The sequence below is a fragment of the Erythrobacter sp. genome, assembly GCF_024305245.1.
GTDB lineage: Bacteria > Pseudomonadota > Alphaproteobacteria > Sphingomonadales > Sphingomonadaceae > Erythrobacter.
The window spans coordinates 87,712-102,615 of the sequence record NZ_JAMWYX010000004.1 but is presented as its reverse complement, the minus strand read 5'-3'; the positions used below and the strand labels follow the sequence as shown (position 1 = coordinate 102,615).

General features: G+C 67.9%; 17 protein-coding genes. 15 read left to right on the top strand and 2 right to left on the bottom strand.

All coding sequences use genetic code 11. The features are described from left to right. Window positions 1–10: 10 nt before the first annotated feature. Complete coding sequence (locus Q0L48_RS07275) at window positions 11–883, top strand: flagellar motor protein MotB (protein ID WP_296719680.1); 873 nt, start codon at window positions 11–13, stop codon at window positions 881–883. Here Q0L48_RS07275 and Q0L48_RS07270 read toward each other — a convergent pair. After that, the gene (locus Q0L48_RS07270; RefSeq protein WP_296719052.1) at window positions 873–2,264 is read right to left on the bottom strand and encodes a mechanosensitive ion channel domain-containing protein; all 1,392 of its coding nucleotides are present in this window, start codon (window positions 2,262–2,264) and stop codon (window positions 873–875) included. The genes Q0L48_RS07275 and Q0L48_RS07270 overlap by 11 nt on opposite strands. A 216-nt stretch (window positions 2,265–2,480) precedes the next feature. Beyond that, on the bottom strand, window positions 2,481–3,296 hold the full coding sequence (locus Q0L48_RS07265; RefSeq protein WP_296719048.1) for a flagellin: 816 nt from the start codon (window positions 3,294–3,296) through the stop codon (window positions 2,481–2,483). A gap of 247 nt (window positions 3,297–3,543) precedes the next feature. Between Q0L48_RS07265 and Q0L48_RS07260 the strand changes: the two genes are divergently transcribed. From Q0L48_RS07260 to Q0L48_RS07195, 14 genes are all read left to right on the top strand, one after another. Then, window positions 3,544–4,842: a sigma 54-interacting transcriptional regulator gene (locus tag Q0L48_RS07260; RefSeq protein ID WP_296719046.1), complete on the top strand. Its 1,299-nt coding sequence runs from the start codon at window positions 3,544–3,546 to the stop codon at window positions 4,840–4,842. Next, window positions 4,839–5,198 carry a flagellar hook-basal body complex protein FliE gene (fliE, locus tag Q0L48_RS07255; RefSeq protein ID WP_296719044.1) on the top strand — a complete coding sequence of 120 codons (360 nt, stop codon included), beginning with the start codon at window positions 4,839–4,841 and terminating at the stop codon, window positions 5,196–5,198. Before Q0L48_RS07260 ends, fliE begins: the two co-directional genes overlap by 4 nt. A 4-nt stretch (window positions 5,199–5,202) precedes the next feature. Further along, window positions 5,203–6,849 carry a flagellar basal-body MS-ring/collar protein FliF gene (fliF, locus tag Q0L48_RS07250; RefSeq protein ID WP_296719040.1) on the top strand — a complete coding sequence of 549 codons (1,647 nt, stop codon included), beginning with the start codon at window positions 5,203–5,205 and terminating at the stop codon, window positions 6,847–6,849. Next, window positions 6,846–7,889 carry a flagellar motor switch protein FliG gene (fliG, locus tag Q0L48_RS07245; RefSeq protein WP_296719037.1) on the top strand — a complete coding sequence of 348 codons (1,044 nt, stop codon included), beginning with the start codon at window positions 6,846–6,848 and terminating at the stop codon, window positions 7,887–7,889. Before fliF ends, fliG begins: the two co-directional genes overlap by 4 nt. Continuing rightward, window positions 7,873–8,505 carry a FliH/SctL family protein gene (locus Q0L48_RS07240; RefSeq protein WP_296719034.1) on the top strand — a complete coding sequence of 211 codons (633 nt, stop codon included), beginning with the start codon at window positions 7,873–7,875 and terminating at the stop codon, window positions 8,503–8,505. The genes fliG and Q0L48_RS07240 overlap by 17 nt, the downstream gene beginning before the upstream one ends. Beyond that, window positions 8,502–9,848 carry a FliI/YscN family ATPase gene (locus tag Q0L48_RS07235; RefSeq protein ID WP_296719031.1) on the top strand — a complete coding sequence of 449 codons (1,347 nt, stop codon included), beginning with the start codon at window positions 8,502–8,504 and terminating at the stop codon, window positions 9,846–9,848. Before Q0L48_RS07240 ends, Q0L48_RS07235 begins: the two co-directional genes overlap by 4 nt. Then, window positions 9,841–10,278 (top strand): hypothetical protein, encoded by a 438-nt coding sequence (locus Q0L48_RS07230; protein ID WP_296719029.1) that lies wholly within the window; start codon window positions 9,841–9,843, stop codon window positions 10,276–10,278. Before Q0L48_RS07235 ends, Q0L48_RS07230 begins: the two co-directional genes overlap by 8 nt. A 39-nt stretch (window positions 10,279–10,317) precedes the next feature. Further along, entirely contained in the window at window positions 10,318–11,586 is a 1,269-nt protein-coding gene (locus Q0L48_RS07225) for a hypothetical protein (protein WP_296719026.1), read from the top strand. A 32-nt stretch (window positions 11,587–11,618) separates the two neighbouring features. After that, complete coding sequence (locus Q0L48_RS07220; RefSeq protein WP_296719023.1) at window positions 11,619–12,212, top strand: flagellar basal body-associated FliL family protein; 594 nt, start codon at window positions 11,619–11,621, stop codon at window positions 12,210–12,212. Beyond that, window positions 12,209–13,171: a FliM/FliN family flagellar motor C-terminal domain-containing protein gene (locus Q0L48_RS07215; protein ID WP_296719021.1), complete on the top strand. Its 963-nt coding sequence runs from the start codon at window positions 12,209–12,211 to the stop codon at window positions 13,169–13,171. Before Q0L48_RS07220 ends, Q0L48_RS07215 begins: the two co-directional genes overlap by 4 nt. Further along, a complete protein-coding gene (locus tag Q0L48_RS07210) occupies window positions 13,168–13,512 on the top strand; it encodes a FliM/FliN family flagellar motor switch protein (protein WP_296719019.1) in 345 nt (114 codons plus the stop codon). Before Q0L48_RS07215 ends, Q0L48_RS07210 begins: the two co-directional genes overlap by 4 nt. 12 nt (window positions 13,513–13,524) lie before the next feature. Further along, window positions 13,525–13,812 (top strand): flagellar biosynthetic protein FliO, encoded by a 288-nt coding sequence (locus Q0L48_RS07205; RefSeq protein ID WP_296719018.1) that lies wholly within the window; start codon window positions 13,525–13,527, stop codon window positions 13,810–13,812. 74 nt (window positions 13,813–13,886) lie between these two features. Beyond that, complete coding sequence (gene fliP / locus Q0L48_RS07200) at window positions 13,887–14,621, top strand: flagellar type III secretion system pore protein FliP (protein ID WP_296719678.1); 735 nt, start codon at window positions 13,887–13,889, stop codon at window positions 14,619–14,621. Next, window positions 14,621–14,902 (top strand): flagellar biosynthetic protein FliQ, encoded by a 282-nt coding sequence (locus Q0L48_RS07195; protein ID WP_296719015.1) that lies wholly within the window; start codon window positions 14,621–14,623, stop codon window positions 14,900–14,902. Before fliP ends, Q0L48_RS07195 begins: the two co-directional genes overlap by 1 nt. The last annotated feature ends 2 nt before the right edge of the window (window positions 14,903–14,904 follow it).

Below are 14,904 nucleotides of genomic sequence, written 5' to 3'. Positions count from 1 at the left end.
GGCGGCGGCAATGCCCGCGCCGATCATCGTCAAAAAGGTCACCATTGTCGAAGGCGGTCACCACGGCGGGGCGTGGAAGGTCGCCTATGCCGATTTCGTGACCGCGATGATGGCATTCTTCCTGCTGCTGTGGCTGCTGGGCGCTACGGAAGAAAAGCAGCGCAAAGGGATCGCCGACTATTTCACCCCCACGCTGGTCAAGATGCGCAAGGAAAGCGCCGGGTCCGACGGGCTGCTGGGCGGGTCCTCCATAACCGAAGCGGATAATTATCCCAACGCGATGGGCCAGACCGGCACGCGCGCAATCACCATCCCGCGCGGCGTTACCGGCGGGCCGATGGAGGGCGGCGGGCGCGGCGAGCTGGACTCCGACAAGCTCAAGGAATTGCGCGACAAGATCGCGAAAAAACTGGTGCAGCGCCGCCAGCTTTCGCATCTCGCACGGCAGGTTCGGGTGATGCGCGCGCCCGAGGGCATCCGGATCGATCTGGTCGACGATGCCGATTTTTCGATGTTCGAGCTCGGCACCACGATCCTGACCACGGATGCGCGCGGGTTGCTCGAAGTCATGGCCGAAACGCTCAAAGACGAGAGCGCGCCGCTGATCCTGCGCGGACACACCGATTCGCTGCCCTGGCGTAGCGGGGTCGCGGCCAATAACTGGTCGCTGTCCACCGGGAGGGCCGAAGCGACCCGGCAGGCGCTGGTGCTGGGCGGCGTTCAGCAACCGCGCATTGCCCGGATCGAAGGCGTGGCCGATACCGAGCCTTTGATCGCCGACAATCCTGCCGACCCGCGCAACCGCCGGATTTCGCTACTGCTGCTGGACGGCAAATCCGCAGGCCGAGGCAGGGGCGGAGGCGCGGGGCGCGCTATTCGATAGGTCGCTGGGTATCGAGCAAATCGCTCCCGGCCGCGCTCCCGCGCTCTTCGCTGACGAGCTTCTCCACTGCGCGATCCGGCTCGGCCCCGTCGGCGACCATCGGCGGCGCCTTGCGGGGCTTCGCGGCAGCAGGCGCCGGGACCGGCGCATCGGCGGGTGCTGGCTCGGAAGACTTGCGCCGGTCATCGACCCGGATGCGATAGATCGGCTCGGGCAGTTCGTCCCCCGCCTCTTCGACCGCATGCTTGGCCGCCTGAATCGCCAGGCTGCGGCCCTTGAGAAAATCGGTCGAGCCTTGGTCCACCCACGCAAAGAACCGCAGGATGATGCTCGATTCCCCCACCGTCTGGATGACCGCTTGGCTGCGCGGTTCATCGAGCACGAACGGCAAGGCCCGGATCGCCTGCAGCCCGACCTCCATCGCGCCCAGCGGATCATCGGCCGAATCCACACCCAGTTCGAACTCGAACCGGCGCTGCGGGTTGCGGGTGTAGTTGAGGATGATCGCCTTGAAGACCTTGGCATTGGGAATGCGCAGATGGTTGCCGTCCAGCGTCATCAGAACCGTGGCGCGTGATGTCAGCCGGATCACGCGGCCCTCGCACCCGTCGATCACCACGTGGTCATTCGCCCGGAAGGGCTGCCTCAGGCTGAGCATCAGGCTCGATACGTAATTGTCCACCGTGTCGCGCACCGCGAAGCCCAGGGCGATCCCGATAATGCCCGCGCTCCCCAGCACCAGCCCGAGCATCGCGGTCGCATCCACGATCTGTAGCGCCACGACCAGACCGGCGAGGATGGCGGCCACCCGGATCGCGCCGGCCAGCAGCTCGGCAAGGAAGGGATTGGGCGTGGCCCACAGCCACAACCGGCGCCGCCCGGCGAGCAGATAGCCCAGCCCGGCGATCAAAACGCCGATGACCAGCGCCACGCCGAACAGCGGCAAGCCGCGCACCAGCCCGCGCATATTGTCGAGCAGCGTTTTTACCGCGGGCGAGACATTGGTTTCCACTTCGTAGGACCGATCGATCGCGTTCTCCACGGTCACCACGCCTTCTATCCGGGCGGCGATGGCTTCGGCGCGTTCGCGGTCGGCCTGATTGGTGACCGTGCCCGACAGCGTGACCACGCCGGATTGCACCGCGATGCCGACATCGCGCAGCCCCTCGATCTGGGTGAAGACATTGGCGAGGCCGCTGGCGATTGCGCGATCGGTCTCCTCTGTCAGGGTACCGGGGTCGATCGGATCGTCCGGCAGGGCCTCGGCCGGCTCCGCTGCCGGTGCTCCCGTCAGGTCGGCGGCGCTCTGCGCGTGCAACGCAGTGGAGAGGCACAGCAACAGGGCTGCGACTATCGCCGGAAAGATCGCACGAATTGTCACTTTGTCTGCCGCTTCATCATTTACCGCCCTTAACAGCAAGGCTGCCCCGGCTCCGGCGCGAAAACGACCCGAACGCAGCCTTATCGCCGTGAAGCGGTGCTGACAGGCGACGGGCCGAGCGCGCGGGCCGGACACACGAAAGCCCGGAGCCTTGCGGCTCCGGGCTTGGTGGTCGCCCCTAGGGGGCAAGGACGACGCAGGTTATTGCGGCGGAATTTACCGCAGCAGCGACAGCACGTTCTGCTGCGACTGGTTGGCCTGGGCCAGCATCGCGGTGGACGCCTGGCCGAGGATCTGCGCCTTGGCGAGGTTGGTGGTTTCCGTCGAATAATCGGCGTCTTCGATGCGCGAACGGGCGTCGGTGAGGTTGGTCGAAACATTGGTGAGGTTGTTCACCGCCGACTGCAGGCGGTTCTGCACCGCACCCAGACCCGCGCGCGCCGTGGTTACGGCACCGATCGCGGTGTCGTAGTTATCGAGCGTGGCCGCAGCGACCGAAGCACCGGCGGTAACGACGCCGGCAAGCGCGCCCCCGGCCACATCGAGTTCAGGCAGCGTGACGCTGATCTGATCGACAAGTTCTGCCCCGGCCTGAATGTTGATGGTGTTGGTCGCGGTGGAGAACAAGTTTTTGCCGTTGAAGGTGGTGTTTTCGACCACTTCGGTGATCTGGGCAGCAAGCGCATCCTTTTCCGCAGTGAGGTTGGCGACGTCTTCGGTCGAATAGGTGCCGTTTGCGGACTGCACCGACAATTCGCGCATCCGCTGCAGCATGTTGGTGACTTCTTCAAGTGCGCCTTCTGCGGTCTGGGCAAGGCTGATACCGTCATTGGCGTTGCGCACGCCCTGCGCCATGCCGCGGATCTGCGAGGTCATCGAAGCGGCAATCGCGAGGCCGGCGGCATCGTCCTTGGCCGAGTTGATGCGCTTGCCGGTCGACAGACGCTCCATCGCGGTGCCGAGCATGTTGCCCGCCGAAACGCTGGAATTGGTGGCGCGCAGGGCCGAGATATTGGTGTTGATAACGGACATATTGGTAACTCCCGAATGGTCAGGCAGGACGAACAGGCCCGTCGCTGCTGGCCCTTAGATCGGCCGGTCGCCGGGATGTTTAAGCAGGTTTTTTGCCGCCCCGGCCACAGTCTGCCGTACCCCTGGGTCACGCCGAACCCTCTCTGGCCCGCAGGCGGCTAAGGGAAGCTACGGGGGCTTAAATTTGCAACATGTTTGACGTCCGGGCGGCAAAAGCTTGCCATCAGGTAAGAACAGGGGCGAATTCATGACCATTCCGGCGCGCACAGGGGCGATCCCGCCAGAAGTCGAATCTGCGGGACAAGACGCAGGCCATGACGCGCTGATCGGCGCAACGGTGCCGCTGATGGGCCGCCGCTGGCAGCGCGAACGGATCATGTTCGGCGATGGCGCAGCCCGCGGCCCCGGCATGATCGGGATCGGTTTAACCCACACCGACGCACCCGCGCTGACGCTCACCGGCCCTAACCGCATTAACCTCGCCTATGATCCCGCCGCCCTAGCCCCTGCACGCGCCGCGCTGCTCGCGGCATCGGCGCATGGCGGCTGGCCGATCGCGGGCGATGCGCAATCGATGGCGCTGCTGACACTGGCCGAACGCATTTCCGCCAGCGACATTCCGGTGCTGCTCGAAGGGCCGACCGGCACCGGCAAGGAAGTGCTGGCGCGGTTCGTCCACCATCTCTCCCCGCGCGGGACCGGCCCGTTCGTGGCGGTCAATTGCGCGGCGATGCCCGAAGCGATGCTCGAAGCTCTGCTGTTCGGCCACAAGAAGGGCGCCTTTACCGGCGCGGCCGATGCGGCCGAAGGGCTGTTCCGTGCCGCCGACAAGGGCACGCTGCTGCTCGACGAAATCGGCGAATTGCCGTTGGCGCTGCAATCCAAGCTGCTGCGCGCCTTGCAGGAAGGCGAGGTGCTGCCGCTGGGCGCGACCCGCCCGATCAAGGTCGACGTGCGGATCATCGCCTGCACCAACCGGCACCTCGCCGCCGAGGTCGAAGCCGGGCGGTTCCGCGAAGATCTGCTCTACCGCCTCAATGTCTTTCCCCTGCGCATCCCCGCCTTGCGCGACCGGCCGGGCGATATCGCCCCGCTCGCCTTCGGAATGCTGCTGCGTCATGCATCCGCGCCCGGACAGCCGGGCTGGATCGACGCGGCGGCACTGGCGCTGCTGGAAACCCACGCATGGCCGGGCAATGTCCGCGAGCTGGAAAACGTGATCCGCCGCGCGATCCTGTTGGCTGGCGAAGGCCCCACGATCATGGCGGAGCACATCATGTTCGATACCGCAGTGCGCGCGGTGAGTGACGGCGGTGCAAGCCCCGTTACCGACACCGCACCTTCCGCTGCTGCTGCCCGCACGCTGTCCGATGTCGCCTTCGCCTCGGAATCGCAGGCGATCCTCGGTGCGCTCGCCAGCCATGACGGCAACCGCAGCGCGACCGCGCGCAGCCTCGGCATCTCGGAACGCACCCTGCGTTATCGCCTCGCCTCGATGCGCGCGAACGGCGTGATGGCCGCTGCCGCTGCGGGAGGCCGTGCATGAGCACGATTCGTCCCGGTTTCGGTGCGGCCGACGTGATGGCGCTGCGCCAGCAGGTGCTTTCCCGCAGCGCCGCGCTTCAGGATGTGCGCGCGGCCAGCGCCGCGCCGCCTGCAACCGGCCCGGCCAATGTGCCTGCCGCCGGCTTCGCTGATACGCTCAACAATGCGCTGCAACAGGTGAACTCCGTGCAGCAGCGCTCGTCCGAAATGCAGGTCGCGTATGAACGCGGCCAGGTAACCGACATCGCGGAAGTGATGCTGGCCCGGCAGGAAGCGGGAGTCGCCTTCGAGGCGACCCTGCAAGTGCGCAACAAGCTGCTCACTGCCTACCAGGACATCATGCGGATGGGGGGCTGATTAGATGGCCGAGACAAGTCTTGCCGTGGCCGCTGATGCTGCGGGTCTTCCCGCCGCGCCGCCTCAGCCGAGCTGGCGCACCATGCTGCCTGAGCCGGTCGCCGGATTTCTGGCGCAGCCCGCGCTGTCGCGTGCACTGCCCGCCCTTGCCGGGGTCGGCGCGCTGGCGGCGGCGGGGATGCTGTGGATGACGCTGGCGTCCGGGCCTGACCGCCTGCTCTATTCCAGCCTGACCGACAGCGAGCGCGCCAAGGTGGTCGAAACGCTGGAAGCGGGCGGGATCGGCTATGCCATCGACAACCAGACCGGCGCCTTGTCTGTGTCCGAAAACGATCTCTACCGCGCCCGGATGCTGGTTGCCAGCGACGCCGGGATTGCCGCGCCGCAGGGTGCGAGCGAGATGCTCGACGCGATGCCGCTCGGCACCTCGCGCACGCTGGAAGGCGAACGCCTGCGACTGGCGCGCGAACGCGAATTGATGCTGACGATCCGCGAGATCGACGGGATCGAGAGCGTGCGGGTCCACCTCGCCACGCCCGAACGATCGGTGTTCGTGCGCGAGAACAACGCGCCCTCGGCATCGGTGATGCTGCGGCTGGTGGGCGGGCGCAGCCTGTCGCAGAGCCAGGTCGAAGCGATCGTCAATCTCGTCGCGGCATCCGTGCCGGGCTTGAGCGCGGATGCGGTGCGGGTGGTCGACCAGAACGGCCGGCTGCTGTCCTCCCCGCGCGAGGAAGCGCTGGATAGCCTCGTGCTGCAGCGCGAATTCGAATCCAAGCTGCGCGATCAGATCGATGCGCTGCTGCTGCCCCTGCTGGGCGAAGGCAATTATTCGGCGCAGGTGCAGGCCGAGCTTGACCAGAACGAGGTCACCTCGGCGCGCGAAAGCTACGAGAAGGAAGGCGTCGTCCGCAACGAAAGCGAACGCAACGCCACCCGCAGCGGCGCAGAGCCGGTCGGCGGCGTGCCGGGGGTTCCCGCCAACACCCCGCCGCCTGATGCGACGCTGGTCGATGGCCCGCCGCAGCCCGCAGCCCCTGCCGCCGCCAACGGAACCGACACCGAAAGCGCGGTGCAGCGCAGCTATGAACTTGGGCGCGAGGTTGCTGTCACCAGCACCCGTCCGGGCGGCTTGACCAAGCTTTCGGTCGCGGTCGCGGTCAGCGACGAAGCCTTGAAGAAGGCCGCGCCGATGACCGCCGCCCAGCTCGAAGCGCTGGTGGGTGCCGCCGTGGGCGCCAATGCCGAGCGCGGTGACCGCGTGGAAGTGGTGGCCAGCAAGTTCGAACCGTCGAACCTCGAACCACCCGCCTTCTACGAACAGCCGTGGTTTGCGATGCTGGTGCGTTACGGCACGGCGCTGCTGGCGGTGCTGCTGGTGCTGATGCTGGCGGTACGCCCGCTGATCGGAAAGCTGCGCGGGCGCGGCGAACCTGCTGCCCAGGCAGCCCCCGCCGATGACGCTGCCGTCTTGTTGGCCGATGCGGGAGAGCCGTTGGCGCCGGGCGTGGACGGCGTGGCACTCGGCGATCTGCCGCGTCAGGTCGAACTCGCGCGGCAGCTTGCCACCAGCCAGCCCGAACGCGCGGTCGAAGCCTTGCAGCGGATGCTCGCCGCACCCGATGCCAGCGTGGAGGCGAGCGCAACATGAGCATCGACCTTGTTCTCGACACCGCAGGCGATGCATCTGCGTCCGAAACCCTGCTGAGCCGGATCGACCGCGCGGCGGTGTTCCTGATGCTGCTGGGCGACGAGGAAGCCAGCGGCATCCTTGGCCGGCTCAGCCCCGCCGAACTCGAACGGCTCGGCGCGGCGATGATGGCGCTGGGCGAAATCGACCAGTCCCGCATGGCCGAAGCCTTGGCAGACTTCGCCGCCGAGGCGGGGCGCGAGATGCTGCCCCAGCGCGGCCGTGATGACCGGGTGCGCGCCTTGCTCGATCGCGCGATCGGCCCGGCGCGGGCGGACAGCATGATGCAGCGGATCGAGCCGCAGGCCCGTCCGCGCACTCTGGAAATGGCGCGCTGGCTGGTGCCGCCGGTGCTGGTCCGCCTGATCGAGGACGAACACCCGCAGGTAATCGCGGCGCTGCTGTTGCTGATCGAACCCGAACCCGCTGCCGAAGTGCTGGCCGCGCTGCCGTTCGAATTGCAGACCATGGTGGTCGAACGCGTGGCGAAAAGCGGCCCGGTTTCTGCGCACGCCATCGCTGCGATCGATACCCTGCTGACCCAGCGCATCACGGCCAGCTTCGGCGCGGCGGCGCTGGCGCTGGGCGGCCCGCGCGAGGCTGCCAGCCTCATCAACCTTGCTGCAGGCGACCTGCGTCACACGGTGCTCCCGGCGATCGCGGAGCGCGACGGCCCGCTGGCGACAAGCATCGAGGAGGAGCTGTTCACCTTCGAAATGCTGTTCGATCTCGATCCGATGGCGATGGGCCGTCTGCTGCGCGATGTGGAATCGGAAAAGCTGATCGATGCTTTGAAAGGCCTCAAGGAACCCGAGCGTGCGCCGTTCTTCGCCGCCATGTCGAGCCGCGCGGCCGACGGGGTCAAGGACGAGATCGAACTGCGCGGTCGCCTGCCCAAGAGCGAGGTTGTCGCCGCGCAGAAGGCGATTGTCGACATCGCACGCAGCCTTGCCGAAGCGGGCGAAATCGTGATCGGAAGCGGTGATGGCGAATTCGTCTGAGTGGCTCGGCGCGCTGGCCGCGCCCTCATCGCCCGAGCCCGGCTGGCTGGCGCTGCTAAGCGCACCGGCGGAGTTCCGCGAGGCGCTGCCGTTCGGTACGCCGTCGGCGGAGCCCGACCTTGCCGTTGAACTGGAGCCTGCGCCGGATCCCGATCCTGCGCCAGACGCGCTGGCGCTGGCCTATACGGAAGGCGAAGCGGCAGGCCGCGCCGCCGCCTTGGCCGAGGCGCAGCGCGATGCCGCAAGGCAGCGTGCGCTGCGGCTGGCATTCCGCACTCTGGATGAAGCCGCGCTGGAGGTGCTTGCCGATGATCTGGCCGAAACCGTGATCGCGCTGTGCGATGGGGTGCTGGCCGATCATGCGACCGATCGCGACAAACTGCTCGCCCGCTGCCGCACGGCTGCGGCACGGATCGGCGGCGCAGCGGACGCATTGCGGCTGCATCTCCATCCCGATGACATCGACCACCTTGGCCCGGACGCGCTCGGCGATTGGACGGTGATCGCCGACAGCGCGCTGGAACGCGGCGCGCTGCTACTCGAAGGGCCGGACGGCGCAGTGCGCGAAGGCCCCGCCGACTGGCGCCGCGCAATAGCCGCTGCGGTGCGCGGATGATCGCCGAATTGCAGCTCGATCTGGCGCGGATGCGCGCCGCGCCAGTCGATACAGGGCCGGTGCGGATGGGCCGCGTGGTCGCCTGCGACGGCGGGCTGATCGAAGTCGCGGGCCTGCCGCTGCCGGTCGGCTCGCTCGGCGTGATCGAAAACGGCGCCGAGAACAGGGGGGCCAGCGATTGCCTCGCCGAAGTGATCGGCTTTCGCGCCGGGCATTCGCTGATGATGCTGCTGGGCGACACGATGTTGTTGCGCCCGCGTGCAAGCGTGCGCGGTCTGGGCAATCCGGGCGAGGTGCGCGTGGGCGAGGCCTTGCTGGGCCGCGCTGTCGATGCACTGGGCGCGCCGATCGATGGCGGGCCGCGGCTCAATCTGCCGCACGCCTGGCCGCTCGCCGGACAACGCGAAGGCGCATTGGAACGCGCCAGTGTCGCAGCCCCGTTCGATTGCGGCGTGCGCGCGATCAACGCGCTTGCCACAATGGGCGTCGGCCAGAGGCTCGGCATCATGGCGGGATCGGGGGTCGGCAAATCGGTGCTGGTCGATACCATCGCGGGCCACGCGGTCGCTGATGTCACCGTGGTCGCGCTGATCGGAGAGCGCGCGCGCGAGGTGTCCGATTTCGTGAACCGCCACATGGCAGGCCATCGGCGCGGAAAGATCGTGGTGGTCGCGGTGCCCGCCGATCACGCTCCCAACCTGCGGCTGCGCGCGGCGCAATATGCCAGTGCCATTGCCGAATATTTCCGCGGTCAGGGCAAGCGCGTGCTGCTGATCCTCGACAGCCTGACCCGCGTCGCGCATGCCGCGCGCGAACTCGCGCTGGTGCTGGGGGAACCCGGTGCGGCGCGCGGCTATCCGCCATCCGCGCTCGCCGCGATCACCCGGCTGGTGGAGCGTGCGGGCAATTCGGCGCGCACCGGCGGAGCGGTCACCGGGATCTATACCGTGCTCGCCGATGGCGACGACGCCAATGATCCGGTGGTCGATACCGCCCGCGCCATTCTGGATGGTCATATCGTGCTGTCGCGCGAATTGGCCCAGCGCGGGCATTACCCGGCGATCGACGTGCCCGCTTCGCTGAGCCGGGTGATGGATGATCTGGTCACGCCCGATATCGCCCGCGCCGCGCGCCGTCTGCGGGCGCTGATCGCCGCGCGCGAGAGCAATCGCGATCTGGTGCTGATGGGTGCCTATCGCGCCGGAAGCGACCCGCTGCTCGACACCGCATTGGCGCTGAGCGGGACGATCGATGGCTTCCTGACGCAGGAACGCGGGGGCGCCGAGCCGCTTGCCGCCAGCCACGCAGCGCTCACCGCGCTGATGGAGGGCGCGGTTGCGTGAGGCACGCCGTCTTGCGCTGATCCGGCGGCAGGCGCTGATCGCAAAGGTGGCGCGGCGCCAAGCGCTCGCAGGCCTCGCCCAAGCGCTCGATGCCGAGGCGCGCAGCACGGCTCTGGCCGAACGCAGCCGCCAGCTGGTTGCCTCCAGCACGCCGCAACCCGGCGCGATGGCGGCCGAAGTGTTCGCCGCGCGCGCCGTGTTTACCGCCAGCCTCGTCCAGCTTGCCGCCAGTGCCGCCGATGCCGCGGAGGATGCCGCGCGCCAGTCCGCATGGCAGGCCGACACACTGGCGCAGGCAGAGACCCGCGCCAAACGCCTTGCCGAGCACGAGGGCGAGGCACGCGCCGCGCTTGGGGCGTTGAAACTGCGCCGCGCCGAAGCCGAAGCGCCGCTGCTGGCACGCAAGTTGCAGTCCAAACCGCAACCGTGATTGCCATGCCCTGTTCGACCCGCCTTCAAGGACACTGTGATGATCTCCTTCTTGCCCGATCTGTCTGCCGCTTCCGGCTCTGCCCCGTCGCTGCCGCGGCAGGCGGGAGCACGGTCGGAACGGGGAAGCGCAACGCTCGATTTCGCCGGGCTGCTCGATGCCGCCCTTCCCGCCGAGGAGATGCTTTCGCCCGACGCGGCCTCACCGGTCGCCTTGCCCGGCCTGCCTGTGGCTGAACCGGTGGAGCCTGCTGCGCTGCCTATGCCTCCGGGGACGGCGCTCCTGCCCGATCCTGCTGGCGAAGCGCCCTTGCCGCCCGGCACAATTCCGCCGCAGACCGGCACGGCCTTGCCGCCGTCCGGCGCGGATGTGCCACCTGCGCCGATCATTCCTCAGACTGCCGCCGCCCCTCAGTTACCGCCGCGCGGCGCCCCCGCCTTGCATAATGGTGCGGACGCAGTGACGGTTGGTGGTGGAGCGAGCGCCCCGCAGCCCGGCACGGCTGTGTTGCTGGCCATGGCCGCGCCGCTTGCCCCTCCTGATAACCTTGCGTCCGGCCCTGCTGCCGTCCCCGCGCCCGTCCCTGCGGCACTGCCCGCCGGGTTGCGCAGCACAACTGCAACGCGCGCGCTTGCCGCGTCGCTGGAACCGATTGTCGATGACGCGCCTGAAGGCTCGGCTTCCAGCGCGCTGCTGGCCGATTCGGCCGAGCCCGCGCTTCCGTTTGCCCCGTCCAGCACCCCGACCCAGCAACCCGCAGCCAACGCGCTCGGCCAGCCAACTCCGGTCGGCCCAATCTCTCCCTCCGCCGAACGCGCCGAGCTACGCACGCCCGCCCCGCAAGTGGAAAGCGCCATCGCGCAGGTCGGCGACATCCGCGAGGCGCTGCGCGCTGCGCGGCCCGAGATGACCTTGCGCCACGCCGAATTCGGCATGATCTCGCTGCGCATCGAAGCCACCGGCGCTGCGCAGGATTGGCGCGCGGTGCTGGCCAGCCGCGACCCGGGCTTTGTCCCGGCGGTTCAGACCGCGCTGGCAGAACGCGCCGTCACCGCTTCGGCAGAAACCGCGAGCACCGGAACGGGCGCAAATTCCGGCCAAGGCTCCGCCGCATCCGAACAGCGCTACGGGTCTTCCCCAGGGTCGGGGCAAGGATCGTCTCAACCATACTTGGCGCAATCCGGTCAGCGCGACGAAGGGGCCTCGCAGCACCAACGCCACCAGCAGCACCGCGCCGACGAGGCCGCGTCTGCCGGTGGGCCGGACAGTGATCGCCCAGACCACCGCGAACGCGGATTATTCGCCTGAACGGCGCCGCTGCAAGAGGGAGTTGAACTGCCATGGCCAAGGCCAAGGACAAAGCCGACAAGGACACTGAAACCGGCGGCAAGGGCGGGATGATAAAGCTCGTCCTCGGCGCGGTGCTGCTGCTCGGGCTGGGCGCGGGCGGGGCTTACGGCGCCTATGCCGCGGGCCTGTTCGGCGGCGACAAGGGCGTGGCCGAGCCGGATGAGCCCAAGCTAGTGCTCAAGGGCGAGGACGATCCCTACCCCCTGCCCGGCGCCGAGAAGGAAAAGGACGCGGCTGCGCCCGTCTACGGCGAAGGCGGCAGCAAATATCGCACCGCCTATTACAGCTTCGAGGAAAGCTTCACCTCCAACCTCGCGGACTCGCCCGGCCTGGTCCAGGTCGAACTGGCGGTGTCGACCCGGCGCGATGGCCGCGTGCTGCAATGGGTCCACAACCACGAACTCGCGATCCGTTCGGCGATCATCGCCCAGTTGGCGGCGACATCCGAGGCCGAAGTCTATGATGTCACCGGCAAGCAGAAACTGGCGGCGCGGCTGACCAAGGCGATCAACGCGGTGCTCGAGGAAAACGAAGGTTTCGGCGGCATTGACGCAGTGCATTTCCGCGGGTTCCTGGTCCAATGAGGATGCAGCACGAATTCGCCGCTGCCCGCACCGCCGCGCAGCATTGCCGCGAACTGACCACCCATTCATCCGGCCGCGGGCCGCGCCCTGAAGAACGCGCGGTGCTGCTGACGGCATGGCGGCGCGATCTGGCGCGCGCGTTGGCCGAAGATCTGTCCGGCCTGTTGTCGGGCGACCGGCTTGACGTGAGCGTTTCCGAGCCTGAAACCCTGTCCGGCAGCGCCGCGCTTGCCCGCATCGGCCCGATCGCGGCCAATTGCCTGCTGCGCGTGGGTTCGTCGGGTGGTTCGAGTAGCGAGACTGTGCTGCTATCCTTCGACTTCGCCACTGCAATCGCGTTGACGGACCGTTCTTTCGGCGGTGACGGCGCGCGGACCGATAATGCCCCCGATCAGCTTCCGCGCTCTGCCGCGCTGCTGGTGGACGAGGCGGCCTCCACCATCGCGCAGGCGATCACCCTGATCAGTCACGGTGCCGACCCGGTCAACGGCGCGGCGACCGGCGGCGAGGTGATCGTCCGCAGCGAAACCGCCGCGCGCCTGAAGCCGTTCGATCCCGAAGGCGAAGCGCTGCTGTTCACGATTTTGGTCGCCAACCGGGACGGCCGCGAATGGCGCTGCGTTCTGGCGATTGCCGCCGAGCGGATGGAACGCCTGCTGCCTGCCCCCGGCCACACACGCCCGCAATCAGGCAACCCGGCCAAGCGGACCCCGGCCGGCACCATCGCCGCACCCTTCGCCGCCATCCCGCTGCCGCTGCATGTGGTGCTGGCCGAGGTCGATCTGTCGGTGGCCCGGCTCCAGTCTCTCGCGCCCGGAGCGTGCATCCCGCTGGCGATGGGCCGGCAGGTGCCGCTGATGATGGGCGAAAAGCTGATCGCACATGGCAGCATCGGCACGTTCGAAGACCGCATGGCGATCCGCCTCGCCCGTTTTCCCGCAGAAGGATCTGCCCGATGAGTGAATTCAACCCTTCGCAATTCCACCGCTTCGGCGCGGTTGCCGTGCGCCTGTCGGTCGAACTGGGCCGCACGCAAATGCCGCTGCGCGATGTCCTCCAGCTCGGCGAAGGCAGCACCGTTGCGCTCGACCGGCTGACCGATGAACTGCTCGACGTGACCGCCAATGGCCGGGTGATCGCCCGCGGCGAGGTGGTGGCGGAAAAGGGCCGCTTTGCCTTGCGCATCGTCCATCTGGTGGGCGAGGACGGGCAGGACGTGCCCCCCATGCCTGCGACCGCCGATGCCGCCGGTTCCGCTGCGCCCGCCGATCCGGCATTCGGCGCGGCCGACGTGCTCTGACAGGGCGGGGCGATGCTCGAATATCTTCTGCGCCTTGCGCTGCTGCTGCCGCTGCTGGCGGGGCTGATCTGGGGAAGCCTGTGGCTGACCCGCGCGATGCAGACGCGGCTTGCCGGACAACCGGGTGCCGGAACGCGCGGGGGCGGGCGGCATCTGCAATTGATCGAAACCAGCCTGATCGCGCCGGGTGTGAAGCTCGCCGTGGTGCGGTTCCGCGAGCGCGAGATCCTGCTCGGCCTATCGCGCCACGGGATGGTGCGGCTGGCCGAAACCCCTGCCGAAAAGCCGGAGAGCGAGTAATGCGCGCGTCGTCGATTGCCCGCACGGCCCTGGCATGCCTTGCTGCGTTAACCATGTTTCTGGCCCTGCCCGATATGGCCCACGCCGCGGCGCCTGCGCCCGATCCGATCACCGCCGGTGTCGGCTCCGCGATCGAGCGCGCGCTTGGCGAGAACGGCGCGGGCAATGCAGAGGGGGACAGCCCGCTGAGCCTGTCGCTGCAATTGCTGGTAGTGATGAGCCTGCTCACCATCCTGCCCGCGTTGGTGCTGATGATGACAAGCTTCCTGCGCATTCTGGTGGTGCTGGCGATATTGCGGCAGGCGTTGGGCCTGCAAGGCTCGCCGCCGGGACAGGTGCTGGCGGGGCTCGCGCTGTTCCTGTCGCTGTTCGTGATGGCGCCGACGCTGGAACTGGTGAACGCGCAGGCGATTGCGCCCTATGCCGCCGGGACGATCGGCGCCGATGCGGCCATCGCGCAGGGCGGAGAGGCATTCCACGCTTTCATGCTGCGCCAGACGCGTGAAGCGAACCTGATGATGTTCACCGATATTGCCGGGGGTGGGACGTTTGCCAGCGGCGCGGACGTGCCGTTCTCGATCCTGCTTCCCGCCTTCGTCACCAGCGAATTGGAAACGGCGTTCCAGATCGGCTTCATGATCTTCCTGCCGTTTCTGGTGATCGATCTGGTGGTGGCGAGCGTGCTGATGAGCCTCGGCATGATGATGCTCAGCCCCACAATTATATCTCTGCCGTTCAAGCTTTTGCTGTTCGTGCTGGTCGATGGCTGGGCGCTGCTGATGGGCAGCCTAGCGATGAGCTTCGCCTGATGCAGGAAGACGCCGCCCTCCTCGCGCTGGCCGACCAGACGCTGTGGGTCACCGCGCTGATCGCCGGGCCTGCGCTGATCGCGGCGCTGGTGGTCGGCCTTGTCGTCGGCATCATTCAGGCCGCGACATCGGTCAATGAACAGACGCTCAGCTTCATCCCGAAACTGGCTGTGACCGCACTGGTGTTTGTGGTGCTGGGGGCGGCGATGATGGGCCTGCTGGCCGATTTTATGCGCGAGATCATGGCGCAGGTCGCCCAGATCGCCCGAACCGGAGCGTGACC